16 protein-coding genes are annotated in these 15490 nt (G+C 64.1%); 7 read left to right on the top strand and 9 right to left on the bottom strand.

The window, feature by feature from the left end:
- Positions 1-3 precede the first annotated feature (3 nt).
- Both fabD and I2488_RS16490 read right to left on the bottom strand, forming a co-directional pair.
- Positions 4-939 (bottom strand): ACP S-malonyltransferase, encoded by a 936-nt coding sequence (fabD, locus tag I2488_RS16495; protein WP_196276904.1) that lies wholly within the window; start codon positions 937-939, stop codon positions 4-6.
- 74 nt (positions 940-1013) lie between these two features.
- On the bottom strand, positions 1014-1841 hold the full coding sequence (locus I2488_RS16490; RefSeq protein ID WP_196276903.1) for an LD-carboxypeptidase: 828 nt from the start codon (positions 1839-1841) through the stop codon (positions 1014-1016).
- Between the two features lie 80 nt (positions 1842-1921).
- Between I2488_RS16490 and I2488_RS16485 the strand changes: the two genes are divergently transcribed.
- Positions 1922-3352 (top strand): glutamate ligase domain-containing protein, encoded by a 1431-nt coding sequence (locus tag I2488_RS16485; RefSeq protein WP_196276902.1) that lies wholly within the window; start codon positions 1922-1924, stop codon positions 3350-3352.
- Between the two features lie 68 nt (positions 3353-3420).
- Here I2488_RS16485 and I2488_RS16480 read toward each other — a convergent pair whose 3' ends face one another.
- Complete coding sequence (locus I2488_RS16480; RefSeq protein WP_196276901.1) at positions 3421-3954, bottom strand: GNAT family N-acetyltransferase; 534 nt, start codon at positions 3952-3954, stop codon at positions 3421-3423.
- 223 nt (positions 3955-4177) lie between these two features.
- Between I2488_RS16480 and I2488_RS16475 the strand changes: the two genes are divergently transcribed.
- Positions 4178-4540, top strand: a complete 363-nt coding sequence (locus I2488_RS16475; RefSeq protein ID WP_246465726.1) for a PilZ domain-containing protein — start codon at positions 4178-4180, stop codon at positions 4538-4540.
- Between the two features lie 4 nt (positions 4541-4544).
- Here the strand turns inward: I2488_RS16475 and I2488_RS16470 are convergent, their stop codons facing one another.
- Both I2488_RS16470 and I2488_RS16465 read right to left on the bottom strand, forming a co-directional pair.
- On the bottom strand, positions 4545-5486 hold the full coding sequence (locus I2488_RS16470) for a DUF808 domain-containing protein (protein ID WP_196276900.1): 942 nt from the start codon (positions 5484-5486) through the stop codon (positions 4545-4547).
- Between the two features lie 100 nt (positions 5487-5586).
- Entirely contained in the window at positions 5587-7731 is a 2145-nt protein-coding gene (locus tag I2488_RS16465; RefSeq protein WP_246465725.1) for an EAL domain-containing protein, read from the bottom strand.
- Positions 7732-7917: 186 nt separating this feature from the next.
- Here I2488_RS16465 and I2488_RS16460 point away from each other — a divergent pair, with 186 nt between their 5' ends.
- Positions 7918-9078, top strand: a complete 1161-nt coding sequence (locus I2488_RS16460) for an acyltransferase family protein (RefSeq protein WP_196276898.1) — start codon at positions 7918-7920, stop codon at positions 9076-9078.
- 14 nt (positions 9079-9092) lie between these two features.
- On the opposite strand, the gene I2488_RS16455 is transcribed toward I2488_RS16460, so the two are convergent.
- Positions 9093-9869 carry an enoyl-CoA hydratase gene (locus I2488_RS16455; RefSeq protein WP_196276897.1) on the bottom strand — a complete coding sequence of 259 codons (777 nt, stop codon included), beginning with the start codon at positions 9867-9869 and terminating at the stop codon, positions 9093-9095.
- Between the two features lie 206 nt (positions 9870-10075).
- On the opposite strand from I2488_RS16455, the gene rpsF reads away from it, so the two are divergent.
- Genes rpsF through rplI form a run of 3 tightly spaced genes read left to right on the top strand, consistent with a single transcriptional unit; the run spans position 10076 to position 11278 of the window.
- Complete coding sequence (rpsF, locus tag I2488_RS16450; protein WP_084278008.1) at positions 10076-10438, top strand: 30S ribosomal protein S6; 363 nt, start codon at positions 10076-10078, stop codon at positions 10436-10438.
- A 3-nt stretch (positions 10439-10441) separates the two neighbouring features.
- Complete coding sequence (gene rpsR, locus I2488_RS16445) at positions 10442-10666, top strand: 30S ribosomal protein S18 (protein WP_011445073.1); 225 nt, start codon at positions 10442-10444, stop codon at positions 10664-10666.
- A 12-nt stretch (positions 10667-10678) separates the two neighbouring features.
- On the top strand, positions 10679-11278 hold the full coding sequence (gene rplI, locus I2488_RS16440) for a 50S ribosomal protein L9 (RefSeq protein WP_196276896.1): 600 nt from the start codon (positions 10679-10681) through the stop codon (positions 11276-11278).
- A 61-nt stretch (positions 11279-11339) separates the two neighbouring features.
- Here the strand turns inward: rplI and I2488_RS16435 are convergent, their stop codons facing one another.
- Entirely contained in the window at positions 11340-12323 is a 984-nt protein-coding gene (locus tag I2488_RS16435; protein ID WP_214652425.1) for an amidohydrolase family protein, read from the bottom strand.
- Between I2488_RS16435 and I2488_RS16430 the strand changes: the two genes are divergently transcribed.
- Positions 12229-13887 (top strand): AMP nucleosidase, encoded by a 1659-nt coding sequence (locus tag I2488_RS16430; protein ID WP_343071099.1) that lies wholly within the window; start codon positions 12229-12231, stop codon positions 13885-13887. The genes I2488_RS16435 and I2488_RS16430 overlap by 95 nt on opposite strands.
- Before the next feature lie 252 nt (positions 13888-14139).
- Here the strand turns inward: I2488_RS16430 and I2488_RS16425 are convergent, their stop codons facing one another.
- Together I2488_RS16425 and I2488_RS16420 are read right to left on the bottom strand one after the other, a co-directional pair.
- Positions 14140-14586, bottom strand: coding sequence for a YbjN domain-containing protein (locus I2488_RS16425; RefSeq protein ID WP_343071098.1), 447 nt, complete (start codon positions 14584-14586; stop codon positions 14140-14142).
- A gap of 147 nt (positions 14587-14733) precedes the next feature.
- Positions 14734-15486 carry an alpha/beta fold hydrolase gene (locus tag I2488_RS16420; protein ID WP_196276892.1) on the bottom strand — a complete coding sequence of 251 codons (753 nt, stop codon included), beginning with the start codon at positions 15484-15486 and terminating at the stop codon, positions 14734-14736.
- Between the last annotated feature and the right edge of the window lie 4 nt (positions 15487-15490).

Below are 15490 nucleotides of genomic sequence, written 5' to 3'. Positions count from 1 at the left end.
GGCTCAGAGCTCCTTGAGGATAGCTTCGATGTCGGCCATGCCGATGACGCTGGTGACGGAGACGTCCGCGACCGAGCGGTTGATCATCGGGCCGAGGACCTTGCCGCCAAGTTCGATGAACTGCTCGACGCCCGCGTCCTTCATCGCGATCGCGCTTTCACGCCAGCGGACGCGGCCGGTGACCTGTTCGACCAGCAGGCGCTTCACTTCGGCGGGATCGGTCACGACTGCGGCGGTGACGTTGGCGAACAGCGCAATGCGCAAGGCCGAAGGCGGCGTCTTTTCGAACGCTTCGGCCATGGCATCGGCGGCGGGCTGCATCAGCGGGCAGTGGAACGGTGCGGACACCGGCAGAAGCACGCCGCGCTTGATGCCATGGTCCTTGACCATCGCCACCGCGCGCTCGATCGCGGCCCTGTGACCGGAAAGCACGACCTGGGTCGGGTCGTTGTCGTTGGCGACGGTGCAGACTTCGCCTTCAGCCGCAGCTTCGGCCAGCGCCGTGGCCTTCTCGATATCGGCGCCCAGCAGTGCGCACATCGCACCCTGCCCGACCGGCACCGCTGCCTGCATCGACTGGCCGCGCAGCTTGAGCAGGCGGGCAGTGTCGGCAAGGCTGAACGCGCCAGCGGCACAAAGCGCCGTGTATTCGCCAAGGCTGTGCCCGGCGACAAAATCGGCCTTTTCGGCAAGCGTGATGCCGCCTTCCTTCTCGAGCACGCGCAGCACGGCGATGGCATTGGCCATGATCGCGGGCTGGGCGTTTTCGGTAAGCGTCAGAACGTCTTCCGGGCCTTCCTTCATGATCTGGAAGAGCTTCTGGCCGAGCGCGTCGTCAACTTCCTCGAACACCTCGCGCGCCACCGCGCTGGCTTCGGCCAGTTCAAGGCCCATGCCGACCTTCTGGCTGCCCTGCCCCGGAAAAACGAAAGCTCGCATTGCAACTCTCCTCAATCGCGCCCGAATTGGTTGCCATCAATACTGTGGCGCGCGCCCTATTGCCGCCGTTCCCATCAGGCAAGCCCGAAGGGGACGATCTTGTTGTCGATATCGTGGCCGATGTCCGCCGGCCCGAGATAGGCGATCCCGGTTCGCGCACACCAGTGCCGCGCCATATCCTCGACCTCAAGGCCGAACGGGCGGTCGTTCTCGGGAACGTCGCTGACGCGGCCAAGGCGCAAGCCCGCAACACCCTGCGACGTCAGGCAGTTGGTGACATGAAACAGCAGCCGGTCCACAGCGTAGTGGTACTCGGCCACTTCCTCGACCATCACGACGTGTCCGGAGAGGTCCGGCATGAGCGGCGTCCCGCACAACATGGCGAGCGTCATGAGGTTGAAAGCCACTGCAGGTTTGCCATCCGCAAGCGATGGTTCAAGACCTGCCTGGCTGCCACTGAGCCAGCCCAGCGTGCGAAGGACGGCTGCCTCGCCGCCCGGACGACGCAGATCGACCGGCATCGGCGCATGGACCTGCCGACCGATGCCCGCGCAGTATAGCAGGCCGAGCAAGGTTCCACCGTCAGAATAGCCAAGGTACTGCTTGTCGTATGCCGACGCGCCGAGTTCGGGCAAGGCGTCCAGCGCAATACGGTTGGCGCCATAGCCGCCGCGAACGAACCATACGGCTTCGAACGCCGGATCGTTGGCGCACTCGACGAACGCCGCCCGCCGCAAAGCATCGGGCCCGGCAAAGTGGCCCTCGCTGGCAAAGCACTGTTCGTTGAAGACCAGTTCCAGTTCCGGGAACTCCGCCCCGGCCAGTGCTGTGACGCGCGCGGCATCTTCCCGTGTGAAGGGGGTAGAGGGCGCGCAGATGGCAATGCGTCTGGTCACGCACATTACCTAGCCGGTTTCTCCGCTGCGGTAAAAGCGGCAATCGGAAGGTTGTCACCAGCCGCGCGGGCGCATACCGCAAGGGCATGACGACGACCGACTTTGCTGCCGCTTCCGATCTCACCACGCGCGACTGGTTTTTCTGCGGGATCGGCGGATCGGGCATGTTGCCTCTTGCGCTGATCCTGCGGGGCATGGGCGCACGGGTCGCAGGCTCGGACCGCAGCCGCGACCAAGGGCGCACACCGGAAAAGTTCGCCTGGCTTGAAAGCCTCGATTTCCAGCTGTTTGCGCAGGATGGTTCAGGCATCATCTCCGCAAAACAGGTGCTCGTTGCCTCGGCGGCGGTCGAGGATACCGTGCCTGAAGTGGTGCAGGCCAAGGCGCTCGGCTGCGAACGTATGAGCCGCGCGCAACTGCTGTCCCGGCTGTTCAACGCCGCACCGCAGAGCATCGCCGTGGGCGGCACCAGCGGCAAATCCACCGTCACCGGCATGATCGGATGGATCCTCACCGCTGCGGGGCGCGATCCCACGATCATGAACGGCGCGGTGATGAAGAACTTCGTGGCGGCAGATGCGCCGTTCGCGTCGGCGCGGGTCGGCTCCGGTAGCGTGTTCGTTTCCGAAGTCGACGAGAGCGACGGTTCCATCGCACTCTACAACCCGACAATCGCGGTGCTCAACAACGTCAGCTTGGATCACAAGAGTCTGGAAGAACTGCGCGAACTGTTTGGAGATTTTCTTGCGCGCGCGCAGACCGGCGTGGTCAATGCGGATGATCCCGAAAGCCTTGCGCTGGTCGGCAGAGCCCGTGATCTGGTGACCTTCGGCTTTGGCGAAGGCGCGCGCATTTCGGTTGAGCCCGGAACGATTGTTGAAGGCCCAACCTCGATTGCCGCAACAATTGTCGACCAAACCGACGCCACTGCTTATCCGCTGACGCTCAAGGTGCCGGGCCGCCACAACCTTGCCAATGCACTTGCCGCACTTGCGGCGGCGCAGGCTGCAGGGGTGCCGCTGGCCGAGGGCGTCCAGCACCTCGCAGGCTTCTCCGGTTTGGCACGCCGGTTCGACATCGTCGGCACCAGCGCCAGCGGCACAACGGTCATCGACGATTTCGGGCACAATCCCGAAAAGGTCGCCGCTACGCTCGCCACGCTAAAGGCCCATCCGGGCCGCGTGATCGCCTTCTTCCAGCCCCACGGCTATGGCCCGCTGCGCCAGATGGGGCATGAACTGGCAGAAGTGCTCGCCACGCGCCTTGGGCCTGATGACGTCACGATCCTGTGTGATCCGGTCTACTTCGGAGGCACTGTCGATCGCTCGGTCGGCTCGGAACGCATCGTCTCGATGATCCGCGAACATGGCGGGCAGGCGGAGCATCTTCCCTCGCGCACCGATTGCGCCGACCGCATCGTGGCCATGGCCCGACCGGGCGACCGCATCGTGGTGATGGGCGCACGCGACGATACGCTTTCGCTCTTCGCGCGCGACATCCTCGCCCGACTGACCTGACCGACGACAGCCAAGGCAGGCCTTCCCCCGCCCCGGCTGCCCCCCTCGATGCGACCCGAGGAAATCCTTCAGTCGAAGCGCTTTTCCAGCAGCACCAGATGCGGATCGCCCTCGATTCCGTGGGGCACGAAGCCGCGCTCCCGCTCCAGTTCGATGGCCGCGTGGTTGTCGCGATCCTCGATCGAGATCACGCGTTGCAGGCCACGCTTGCGCGCTTCTTCGCCAAGCAGATCGAGCATCGCCCAGCCAATGCCGCGCCCGCGACAGTCGCTACGGATCGAGACCGCGATCTCGCCGGTCTCCATCCTGGCGTCGCAGGCGAGGATGGCCGAAGCAACCAGCACGCCGCTTTGCTGATCGAACGCCAGAAAGCTCTCCGTCCGCCAGTGATCGCAATGGGTCAGCGGATAGAGCTGGTCGTGCCCGACGTGACGGCTGGCGGCGAGGAAACGGAAGCGGCGGTCTTCGGCGCTGACGTTTTCGAAGAACGCTTCCAGCAGCGCTTCGTCCTCGGCAAAGGCGGCGCGGACTTCAAGGCGCGTGCCGTCGCGCGTTGCGAATTCCCGAACCGGAGCGAGTTCGGCAAGAGTTGTGGCGGTCATCAGGATCTCCTTGGGAGGCGGTAAAGCTGATGCGTGATTACGCCCGGCAACACTCACGACCTTGATCCAGCGCAAGCCGGTTGCCCATCGGGCTTGCAAATCATGCCGCCCCGATTGCAGTCCATGCACCACTACTGCGGCAAACACCTATCTCCCTGAAATCCGGACGGCCCCGACCGTCCTTATGCATGTGGTTAATGCAAGAGGAGGACTTGCCATGTGGATGGACACGAGTTCCGAAGAGTTGGACGCCAAGCGCCGCGCATCGCGCGTCGGGATCGAGCTTCCGGTGCGCTGCAAGCACGGGGCAACACGGTCAACGGTCATGCTTAAGGACCTCAACCAGTACGGCGCCCGGATCGAGGGCCTGGAAAAGCTGCGGATCGACGAGCCGATCTACCTCATGCTCCCCGGCCTGCAGCCCAAGCTGGCGTTTGTCGTGTGGAGCCGCGAGCGCGTTTCAGGCCTCGAGTTCGAGCATCGCCTGCACGACGACGTGTTCGAACGGCTCGTCAGCGAGTTTGCCATCCGCCATTATCGCGAAGGCCACGCACCGAAGCTTGCTCCAGTGCGCCACGCTGCCTGAAGGCTCAGTGCTTGCCGCGCACCTTGCCGATCGCGTGGACGATGAAGGCGACGATTGCGCCAAGCACGACGCCAACCACTGCCGAGAGGACAGCATAGGTAAGCCAGCCAAGCACGCCTCCCAACGGTCCGGTGGCATGTTCGACCCAGTGCTGTACGCCATGCGCAAGATGGGCTGGCCCCGCTAGGCCCAGCACTTCCAACCCGTGCAGGATGATCCCGCCGCCGACCCACAGCATCGCAGCCGTGCCGACCGTGGCGAGCAACGCAAGCAGCACCGGCATCGCGCGCAGCAGGAACGATCCGATGGCCTTGGCAGTGGCGGAGCTCTTCTTGACCAGATGCAGGCCAATGTCGTCCATCTTCACGATGAAGCCGACCGCGCCATAGACGGCGACAGTGATCGCCACGCCCACGACCGCGAGGATGAGTGCCTGTTGCACGATACCCTGATCGGCGACTTCAGCGAGGGCAATGGCCATGATCTCGGCCGAGAGAATGAGATCGGTCCGCACTGCCCCTGAAACGCGCTCGTTCTCGAACAAAGCCGCATCGACCGGCTTGTCCTCCAGCGTTTGCCCGTGCTTTTCCCCGCCCAGCTTCTCGAGCAGCTTCTCCGCGCCCTCGAAGCACAGGAACAGACCGCCTGCCATCAGCAGCGGGGTGATTGCCTGCGGCAGGAACGCGCTCAGCAGCAGCGCTGCCGGCAGCAGGATCACCAGCTTGTTGAACAGGCTGCCCTTGGCAATCCGGGCAATCACCGGCAGTTCGCGATCGGGTGTGAACTCGGTGACATAGGACGGCGTCACCGCCGCATCGTCGATCACCACGCCGGCCGCCTTGGTCCCGGCCTTGGCAGCCGCGGCGCTGACATCGTCGAGCGAGGCGGCGGCAGCGCGAGCGATGACGGACACGTCGTCGAGCAGGGCGACTAGGCCGGTAGGCATTCTGGCGGGGATCCTTCAAAGGTGCAGTGGCACGCTGATGTGCGGTAACGACGGGACGAGCGCAAGGGTCCCAAACAGCGCATAAACGGGAAAGTGCCGCTCAGGCCCGGTCGCGCGAACCCGGCACGGCGACCTGAATGAAGCGCGGCTTGCCCTTCGGCTCCGCCGCCGCAGCCGCCGCAGCAAGCGTCGAAGGCGGCACGCGATGGCGCGTGCACAGGCCACCTGCACCATCGCTGGTGAGCGGCTGTTCGAATTCCACCCCGATCACCGCCTCTTCCGACCGGACCACCATCGAGACGACAAGTTGTCCCCCGCCGAGATCGACGACAAGGCTGGTGCCTACAGGAACGCCAAGCAGCCCGTCGATCCGCGCGCCCGTGCGTGAGAGATCGCGCATCACCGCCTCGTAGCGGTGGTCCTCGTGGATCACGGTTACGCGCCGGAACACCGAGCGTCGTTCCGGCCGGTGCCGCTTCGGCCCATTGGGCTCGAGCTTGAGATCGCCGCTCGCCAGCCGCGTCTCGACTTCGGCAAGCGGCATGGCCCGGGCGAAGAGGTGCCCCTGCACCAGCTTCGCCCCGCGCTTCTTCACGACTTCGAGCTGGTCGAACGCCTCGACACCCTCGACGGTGGTCTCCATCCCCAGCGCGTCGGCAAGGCCGATCACCGCGGAGATGATCTTGGCGCTGTTGTTGTCCTTGGCCGCGCAAGTCTCGACGAAGCTGCGGTCGATCTTGAGCTTGTCGAACGGGGCCGAGCGCAGATAGCTGAGCGAGGAATAGCCCGTACCGAAATCGTCGAGCGCCAGGCGCACGCCAAGGCCCTTGAGCGAGCCGAAGGTCTCGTCGACCGCCTCGCTGTCGCGCATGAACACGGTCTCGGTCAGTTCGAGTTCGAGGCGTTCCGGATCGATCCCGCTCGTCGCCAGCGCCGAGGCAACCGAGTTGACGAACCCGGCCACGCCGAACTGCACCGCCGAGACGTTGACCGATAGCCGCACGTTGTCCGGCCAGTTCGCTGCGTCGGAGCAGGCCTGCTTCAAGGCCCAATCGCCCAGCGGGACGATCAGGTTGCTCTCCTCGGCAATCGGGATGAACACCGATGGCGCGATGGCACCCCGCTCCGGATGGTTCCAGCGCATGAGTGCTTCGAAACCGACGACATAGTTGTCGGCGATGCGAACCACAGGCTGGTAATGGAGTTCCAGCTCCCCGCGCCCCAGCGCCTCGCGCAAGTCGCCGGTCAGGATCGTGCGCTCCTGCGCCTCGTCCTTCAATTCGGCCGAAAAGAACCGGAACTGGCCGCGCCCGCCATTTTTTGCGGCATAGAGAGCAAGGTCCGCCGAGGCGACCAGCGCGTCACGATCCTCGCCATCGTGCGGCGCCACCGCTATGCCGACCGAAGTGCCGATCACCGCACGCTTGCCTTCTATTGCATAGGGTTGCGAGATCATCTGGATCAACCGGGACGTCAGCTCGCCCAGCTTGCCACGATCCTCGACATCCGGCAGGATGACCTGAAACTCGTCACCTCCAAGTCGACCGATGTCACCGCGATCGCCGACAACCTTGCGAAGCCGCTCGGCCACCTGCCGCAGCAGTTCGTCCCCGGCGGGATGGCCCATGGTGTCGTTGACGTGCTTGAACCTGTCGAGATCGAGCATCAGCAAGCTGCAGCACCGGCCAGAGGCGCGGTATGCCGAAAGCACCGAATCCAGCCGCCGGGTCATGCGATGGCGGTTGTAAAGGCCGGTCAGGGAATCGAACTCAGCGGCGCGTTCGTCCTCGCGCTGGCGCGTGTATTCGCGCGTCACGTCGCGGGCAAAGCCGGTGTAGCCTTCGAAAACGCCTTCCGGAGTATGGCGGGGCTGGCCGGAAAGCGACCACCAGCGGGGGTCGTCCCTGCGAACAGCGAAGCGCACAACCACGTCGGCAATCCGGCTGCGGGCGGAAAGCTGGAAGCCGAGCGAGCGCGCCGATTGCCCGACTTCTGCACTACCATCGGTCTCGACTACTGTAACGAACGGGCGCCCGAGAAAACTGGCGGCATCTTCAAGCACCGTCTGGCTGATGTAGCTCAGCCGCCCCTCGCTGTCGGTAGACCAGAACCAGCCCAGCCCGGTCTGCTCGAAGCTTTCGAGAAGCGACAGGCGCAAGCCGGGATCAACGCTTGCTTCGTGAGGGGCGGCATAGGGCGCAGCAACGGAAGCGCTATCCCCTTGGGGAGCGCTCCCCTGCCTCATCAGCCCCCTGAAGATTCCCTTGACCGCCATTGTTCCCGTTCAGCCAGACAAGGGCTGCAACTGTTTCAATGTGCCAGACCTAAACCTCGGTGGTTACTTTCGCCCTAACACCGCGTCACCCGACGTTTCGGATCAAGGGAAAAAGCGCATCTCGCCTGATCGCTTCATTGCCGCTAGAGCTCGGCGATGCCCTCGCCCGCCAAACGCCTGCACCATCTCGACGCGGCCCGCGCCCTGCTGCTGCTGCTTGGCCTGCCGTTCCACGTGGCAACCAAGGCGATCTTCGAAAGCGAGCCTGCTGCAACCGACTTCCAGCAATCGCTGCTGATCGGCGGATGGGCCTCGCTGACCCATGTCTTCCGCATGTTCGCCTTCTTCATGCTGGCCGGGTACTTTGCGGGAATGATCCGCGAACGCAAAGGCACGCAGGCCTGGCTGACCGAACGCCTCAGGCGCCTGGGCCTGCCGTTCATCGCAAGCCTCGCCACGCTGGGGGCGCTGCAGTTTGCATTGCAGGACCTGCTTCTGCACAAGGCATCGCCGACATTTCTCGGCCTGCCGCTGGCGCTCGATCACCTGTGGTTTCTGGTTGTCCTGCTCGGCTTCTGCATGACCTATGCTGCCATACCGGTGCAGCGCCTGCGCCCCGGTCCCGCCCTTCAGCAGGCGATGCTGCTGGAGGGCCGGGGGAGTCTGGTGCTGCTCGCGTTGCTCGCCCTGTGGGGCCTGATCCGATACCTTGCCGAGCAGGTCCCGCCCATCCCGAACGCGCCGAGCGAGACCTTGCTGTGGCAGCAGTTCGTCTTCCACGCCGCAGGGTTCGCCCTCGGCGTGCTGGCGTGGCATGGCCAGTTGGGCGAACGCATCTTCGCGCTGCGCAACCGCTGGATCGTCCCCGGCATGATCCTCCTGCTCGTGCCTTACATTCCGCTGGATCCCTTGATCCGCCCGGCACTGGGCAAGGACATCTACCCTGACCTTGCCGGGACGCTGACGCTGCGCGCGCTCGAACTGCCGCTGGCCTATCTCATGTCGCTAGCATTGTTCCGGCTGCTGGCATGGGCCGTGCGCGGTCCCAGCAAGGTCGTGACCTTCTTTGTCGACGGGGCGCTGGCGATCTACCTCTTCCACCTCGTCTGGGCGATGATCGTCCTGCCGCAAGCGCGGGAATTGTCTATTCCGCCCGAAGCGCAGTGGCTGCTGAGCGCGGGCGCAGTCCTGTTGCTGGCGGTGCTCAGCTACCTTGCCGTCCGCACCAACAATTTAACCTCGATCCTGTTCTGCGGTGCGCCAAGGAAGCAAGCCGCCAGCACGAGCACGCAGATCGGCTCTACGCGTTCAGCATAAGCTTTTCGGCGCAATCACCCCTGCGAGCGGCCGCGCTCCATCACCGCCCGACGGCGCGCCTCGACTTCGCCCGCCTCGACCTTGCCGTTCATGGCTCGCGAAACCTGCCCCTCAAGCGCCAGCGCCTCGCCGAAAGGCAAGCCATAGCCGTCATCGATCAGCTTCTTGTATGCCGTTGCCATGCGCGGCTCGATGCTCGCCATGTCCTGCGCCAGCGCGATGCAGGTGGGCAGGAGGTCTGCCGCCGGAACCACGCGGTTGACCAGCCCCCACATGCAGGCCTGCTCGGCCCCGATGAAGTTGCCTGTCAGGGACAGTTCCTTGGCCCGCGAAATGCCGATCATGCGCGAAAGCTTCTGCGAAAGGCCCCAGCCAGGCATGATCCCGACGCGGGCATGGGTATCGGCGAAGCGGGCGTTCTCGCTGGCGATCAGCACGTCACACGCCAGCGCCAGTTCGAACCCGCCGGTGATCGCCACCCCGTTGATCGCCCCGATCACTGGCTTGCGGCACTGCTCCACGGCTTTCACCGGATTGCGCTCCGCCTCCCCGGCGTTGGCATCGCCCAGCTTCGAAGCATCCGCGCCAAGCTCCTTGAGATCGAGTCCGGCCGTAAAGGCCCGCTCTCCAGCGCCGGTCAACACGACAGCCCGCACGCTATTGTCCGCGTCAACGTCACGCATAACCTCCGCCAGTTCGATGCGCAGCGCCGAGGACAAGGCATTCATCGCCTCCGGACGATTGAGTGTAACCACTGCCACAGCATCGTGACGTTCGACTTTGACCAGCATCCGCATCTCCCTTAAGGGTCCGATTAAAGGCAAGTCATCAGCGCTTGGCAAGCCACCGGCGCCGAAGTTCCGGCTTGCTTTCCCCGCCAGAATCGCTATGCGCCGCCCCTTCGCGGGATGTCCCGTGAAACCGAAGAAAGCCGGAGGGGCCCCGCAATCCCGCGGACAAGCCAGCGATCGGTTAGTTAGATAAGGAAGCACGAAGCATGCCGCTTTACGAGCATGTCTTTCTCGCGCGCCAGGATCTGAGCCAGGCTCAGGTCGATACGCTCGCAGCCACCGCCACCGAAATCGTCGAGAGCAACAACGGCAAGGTCACCAAGACCGAGACCTGGGGCCTCCGTTCGCTGGCCTACAAGATCCAGAAGAACCGCAAGGCGCACTTCGTGCTGCTGAACATCGAAGCTTCGGGCGACGTGATCGCCGAGCTCGAGCGTCAGACGCAGATCAACGAAGACGTGATCCGCTACATGACCGTCCGCGTTGACGAGCATGAAGCCGGCCCGTCGGTCATGATGCGCAAGAACGATCGCGAGCGCAGCCGTCGCCGCGAACGCGAAGGGGAATAAGACATGGCTCGTCCGTTTTTCCGTCGCCGCAAGAGCTGCCCGTTCTCGGGCAAGAACGCGCCGAAGATCGACTACAAGGACGTGCGCCTGCTTCAGGGCTTCATGTCCGAGCGTGGCAAGATCGTCCCGTCGCGCATCACCGCCGTTTCGGCGAAGAAGCAGCGTGAGCTGAGCCAGGCGATCAAGCGCGCCCGGCACATCGGCCTCCTGCCCTACATCGTGAAGTAAGGAGCGCTACCCATGCAGATCATCCTGCTCGAGCGCATCGAGAAGCTGGGTTCGATCGGTGACGAAGTCACCGTGAAGGACGGCTACGCCCGCAACTTCCTTCTTCCCAACAAGAAGGCCCTGCGCGCCAACGAAGCCAACCGCAAGGTCTTCGAAGCCAATCGCGCCCGCATCGAAGCCGAAAACGCCGCCCGCCGCGACGACGCCCAGAAGGAATCGGGCAACGTCGAAGGCAAGGAAGTCGTGCTCATCCGCGCTGCTTCGAACGCTGGCCAGCTCTACGGCTCGGTCTCGGTTCGCGACATCGCCGACGCTCTGGTCGAACAGGGCGCCAAGGTCAGCAAGTCGATGATCGTGCTCGAACGCCCGATCAAGACCCTCGGCGTCTACGACGTCAAGGTCTCGCTGCACCCGGAAGTCTCGGTGAACGTCAAGGTCAACGTCGCGCGTTCGCCCGATGAAGCCGAACTGCAGTCGAAGGGCGTCAACGTCATCGACGCGATGTTCGACAACGAGACCGGCGGCTTCACCGAAGCCTACGATCCGAACGCAGAACCGGGCGAAATCCCGGCCGAGCTGCTGGAAGGCGGCGAGGAAGCGACCGAAGCCTGAGCTTCATCGCTTTTCGGCAAAAGAATTGGGGGCGTCCTTCGGGGCGCCCCTTTTTCTTTGCCTACTTCGCCGGTTCCAGCCGCAGGAAACGCGCGGCGTTGTTGTAGAGAATGTCGCGCTTCTGCTCCGGGCTCAGGTAGTCGGCGTTCTGGATCAGCCCGATCGAATAGGCCATGAGCCCCGGCCACGCGAGCTGGTCCGTCCCGTACATGACCCGGTCGCCAAAGCCCGCATCAACCAGCCGCTCGATGTAGCGGTTCACTTCCTTGCGCGGATAGCTCCAGATCAGTCCGGCAATGTCCACATAGACATGGCTGTTGGCCTGCAGCAGGGTCAGCATGTTGTCGATCATCGGATAGCCGGCATGCATCACCTGCACCCGCAGCTTGGGATGGCGCGCGAGCAGGTCCTCAAGCAGCAGCGGGTTGCCCATCGAACCGCGATAAGCCGGCATGCCGATGTTTGCGCGGCCCGATCCGCCGGTGCCCATATGAATTGCAACGGGAATGTCGAGTTTCTCGGCCAGCGCGAAGTACTGATCCACCCGCATGTCCGAGGGCGAGATGCCCTCGTACTGCAGGCCGATCTCGCCCATCACCTTGAACCCGTCCTGCGTGAACGCGACCTCGAGCATCTTCAATTGCCTGGCCGGATCGCTACCCTCCACGCGACCGAAGGACGTCCCGGGAATGACGCGTGACGGCGCCGCCGCCTGCCACTTCTTCACTGCATCGACATCGCCGAACACCACGCCGCGCACATTGAGCCGCTCCATCTCGGCCAGCACCGCCTTCATGTATTCGCCCTTGGGTGCCGGATAGAGCTTGGGCGAGCATTCCTCCTTCGACCACCCGAACGGCGCTTCCGGCCCGTTCTTCGGATCGGATGCCTCGAATCTCGCCTGGTTGGGGCAGACCGGCGTCGCCCAGGGCGCATCCGCCATCGCATGCATGTGCACGTCGATCACCGGAGCCACCGCAGCGGTGGTGTTCTGGGCAAACGCCTCTCCCCCCGCCATCAGCGCCAGAACTGCAAGCGAAGTCATACCGATGCGCATAAGGATGCTCTCCCACTGTTATGACAGCGTTATCAGTCGATTGGCCGGTCGTTGCAAGTCTCCGTCTAACAGCGATGTCTTTGCAGCGACACGCACCCGCGCTAGACGTCGGGCGATGGAAACAACGGAAACTATCCTCGCCCGGCTCTCGCAATACTATGATCGGGCAGTCGCCACCCTCCGCGCCGACATTGCCGCCTATGCCAACCATGGCACGCTGCCCCCGCCCGAACGACGGACCGACGGCAGCTACTGCTATCCCGAACTGCACGTCCGCCTCGATGCCGAGCCGAGCCATGAATCGACCGGCCGGGCGTTCGGACGCCTGACCCAGCGGGGCGACTACTCCTGCACGGTCACGCGCCCCGCCCTGTTCGACGAATACCTGAAGGAGCAGATCGACCTGATCCGCGAGGGCTTTGCGGTCGAAGTCTCGGTCAGGCCCTCGCGCCAGGAGATCCCGTTCCCTTACGTGCTCGACGGAGCCTACGGCGCGCAGATCGGTCGCATCAGCCCTCAGGAACTGGCCCAGCACTTCCCCGCAACCGACCTCGCCCACATCGGCGACGAAATCGCCGACGCCGACTACGCGGTGGGTGACGGGCCGCTGCCGCTATCGCTGTTCGATGGCCTGCGCACAGACTTCAGCCTTGCCCGCCTCGCCCACTACACCGGCACGCAGATTGACGATTTCCAGCGCTACATCCTGTTCACCAACTATCACCGCTATGTCGACGAATTCGTCGACTGGGCCGCGCAGCAGATCGATCGCGAGAATTACGTTGCCCTTACCGGCGCCGGTGGCCTCAGTCTCGATGCCCGGACAGACAATGCCCGCACGCGCCTTTCCGACACAGCGTGGCGCCGTCACCAGATGCCGGCCTACCACCTCGTCGCGCCGGACAAATCGGGCATCACGCTTGTCAACATCGGCGTGGGCCCATCCAACGCCAAGACGATCTGCGATCACCTCGCCGTGCTGCGCCCCGAAGCATGGCTGATGATCGGCCACTGCGGCGGCCTCAGGCCCACCCAGAAGATCGGCGACTACGTCCTCGCCCATGCCTACCTGCGCGACGATCACGTGCTCGACCCCGTCCTGCCGCCCGAGATACCGGTCCCGGCCATTGCCGAGGTCCAGGTCGCGCTGCAGAAGGCCGCCGAGCTTGTCTCCGGCGAAGGCGGCACCGATCTCAAGAAGCGCATGCGCACCGGCACGATCGTGACCACCGACGATCGCAACTGGGAACTGCGCTACACCCATTCGGCCCGCCGCCTCTCGCTCAGCCGCGCGGTCGGCATCGACATGGAAAGCGCGACGATCGCCGCACAGGGCTATCGCTTCCGTGTTCCCTACGGAACGCTGCTCTGCGTCTCCGACAAGCCCCTGCACGGCGAGATCAAGCTGCCCGGCCAGGCCAACCGCTTCTACGAGGAAGCCATCGCCGCCCACCTCGCCATCGGCACCACCGCCTGCGACCTGCTGCGCAAGGAAGGCCCCCGCCTCCACAGCCGCAAGCTGCGCGCGTTCAACGAGCCGCCGTTCCGCTAGGGTCAGGACAGGCTGTTAGCCGTTACAAACACACTTTCGTCATTGCGAGGAGACGCAGTCGACGAAGCAATCCAGAGTTGGTGCAAAGGCGCTCTGGATTGCTTCGCTCCGCTCGCAATGACGAAGATTTTGGGACAGCGTTTGCGAAGCACATAAGCCGCAAAAGAAAAGGCAATCCGGAGCAACTAGCCTTGCTCGCGGATTGCCGAGGTTGCGTCCCTTCGCTCCGGGGTGGCCGGAGCAGGGTCCTGATTACTTGAAGACTTCCGCCCCGAGGTTGTCCATCGCGCTGCGGAACATGTCGACCGAGTTGGAGAAGACCTCGAAGTCGATGCCCTTGCCGGTCACCATGTCCCAGGTCATCATGACCGCATCGTCCTTGCCCAGCGATACCGAGGCAAAGCGCGTGTTGCGGTTGAAGCGCACCGCATCTTCAGCGGTGAACTTCTTCTCCGGCGTGAAGTTGGCGACGAACTGCAACGACTGGCACCCGTCGTGGGTCTTCTCGTTGCATTCGTAGAACAGCAGCGCCGCCTGCCAGCCACCGATCTCGGTGTTGATCAGCGGATCGCCATTGCCGTCCTTGGCCAATTCGGCGGTATATCCGAGGTTCTTGAGCGCCTCTGCCACGCCTTCCGGCCTGACTGCGCTTACCGTGCTGGTGGCTGCCTGTGCCGCCGAAGGGGCAAGAACGCTCACGGCAGCGGCCGCGAGCAGGCTCTTCCAGATCATCCCAATCCTCAATCCCGAAAAGGGCTCTTGCCGGCCCGTTCGTTTATGAGAAGGAAGCTGCCATTATTGACCGGCCTCGGCAAGAGGCCTCGGCCAACCTTTTTTCTGGCTGTTTCAGCCGAGGAACTCGGCCAGCCGCTCGCCCATTTCAGGCCGCGTGACGCAACTCATGTGCGTGCCCGGAATGAAAGTCAGCGTTGCATCGGGCAGGACTTCGGCCAGTCGCTCGGCCGATCCGTTGTCGTTGTCCTGATCGCCGCAGAGCACCTGGCACGGCATCGAAACAGCCGATAGCTGCGCCGGATCGGTATCGGCCATGGTACCGAGCAGCAGCCGCGCCGCCACGCGATCGACGCCCATGGTCTTGAGGAACTGCTGCGAGAAATACGCCGGATCATCGCGCCTGATCGTGCCGAAGCGATCGATCACGTCGAGAAAGAAGTCCTGCCGCCGCGCCCAGCCGGCAAGTCCTTCAAGACCCATGCCCGAAAGCACCAGCTTGCGCGGACGCAGCCCGGCAATCACCCCGCGTGCTGCCGTCCGCGAACCGAGCGAGAAGCCGACCAGATCGAAGTCGCCAAGCCCAAGATGCGCGACCAGTGCCTCCAGATCGCGCACCAGCACGTCCTGCGGGTACGCCGCAGGATCATGTGGCGCAGCGCTCTGCCCGTGTACGCGCAAGTCCGGCATCAGGCATTCGAAGCCAGCCTCGGCCAGCTTCGCCGCCGTGCCGAACTTGATCCAGTTGACCTCGGCCGAGGAAAACAGGCCATGCAGCAGCACCACCGGACTCCCCTGCCCCAAGCGGTGCAGCGCGAGTTGCGCTCCGCCAAAGCCTGGGAAGAACTCGGTGGTGACTGCCGTCATCGGG

Source organism: Novosphingobium jiangmenense (assembly GCF_015694345.1).
GTDB classification, from domain to species: Bacteria; Pseudomonadota; Alphaproteobacteria; order Sphingomonadales; family Sphingomonadaceae; genus Novosphingobium; species Novosphingobium jiangmenense.
This window is presented reverse-complemented; position numbering and strand designations above follow the sequence as displayed.

Coding starts and splice junctions, on each gene's coding strand:
- I2488_RS16490 (WP_196276903.1), bottom strand. CDS start 1,841: ATGTGCGTGACCAGACGCATTGCCATCTGCGCGCCCTCTACCCCCTTC.
- I2488_RS16430 (WP_343071099.1), top strand. CDS start 12,229: ATGTGCACGTCGATCACCGGAGCCACCGCAGCGGTGGTGTTCTGGGCA.
- I2488_RS16480 (WP_196276901.1), bottom strand. CDS start 3,954: ATGACCGCCACAACTCTTGCCGAACTCGCTCCGGTTCGGGAATTCGCA.
- I2488_RS16465 (WP_246465725.1), bottom strand. CDS start 7,731: ATGAGGCAGGGGAGCGCTCCCCAAGGGGATAGCGCTTCCGTTGCTGCG.
- I2488_RS16455 (WP_196276897.1), bottom strand. CDS start 9,869: ATGCTGGTCAAAGTCGAACGTCACGATGCTGTGGCAGTGGTTACACTC.
- I2488_RS16475 (WP_246465726.1), top strand. CDS start 4,178: ATGGACACGAGTTCCGAAGAGTTGGACGCCAAGCGCCGCGCATCGCGC.
- I2488_RS16470 (WP_196276900.1), bottom strand. CDS start 5,486: ATGCCTACCGGCCTAGTCGCCCTGCTCGACGACGTGTCCGTCATCGCT.
- rpsF (WP_084278008.1), top strand. CDS start 10,076: ATGCCGCTTTACGAGCATGTCTTTCTCGCGCGCCAGGATCTGAGCCAG.
- I2488_RS16435 (WP_214652425.1), bottom strand. CDS start 12,323: ATGACTTCGCTTGCAGTTCTGGCGCTGATGGCGGGGGGAGAGGCGTTT.
- rplI (WP_196276896.1), top strand. CDS start 10,679: ATGCAGATCATCCTGCTCGAGCGCATCGAGAAGCTGGGTTCGATCGGT.
- I2488_RS16420 (WP_196276892.1), bottom strand. CDS start 15,486: ATGACGGCAGTCACCACCGAGTTCTTCCCAGGCTTTGGCGGAGCGCAA.
- rpsR (WP_011445073.1), top strand. CDS start 10,442: ATGGCTCGTCCGTTTTTCCGTCGCCGCAAGAGCTGCCCGTTCTCGGGC.
- I2488_RS16485 (WP_196276902.1), top strand. CDS start 1,922: ATGACGACGACCGACTTTGCTGCCGCTTCCGATCTCACCACGCGCGAC.
- fabD (WP_196276904.1), bottom strand. CDS start 939: ATGCGAGCTTTCGTTTTTCCGGGGCAGGGCAGCCAGAAGGTCGGCATG.
- I2488_RS16460 (WP_196276898.1), top strand. CDS start 7,918: ATGCCCTCGCCCGCCAAACGCCTGCACCATCTCGACGCGGCCCGCGCC.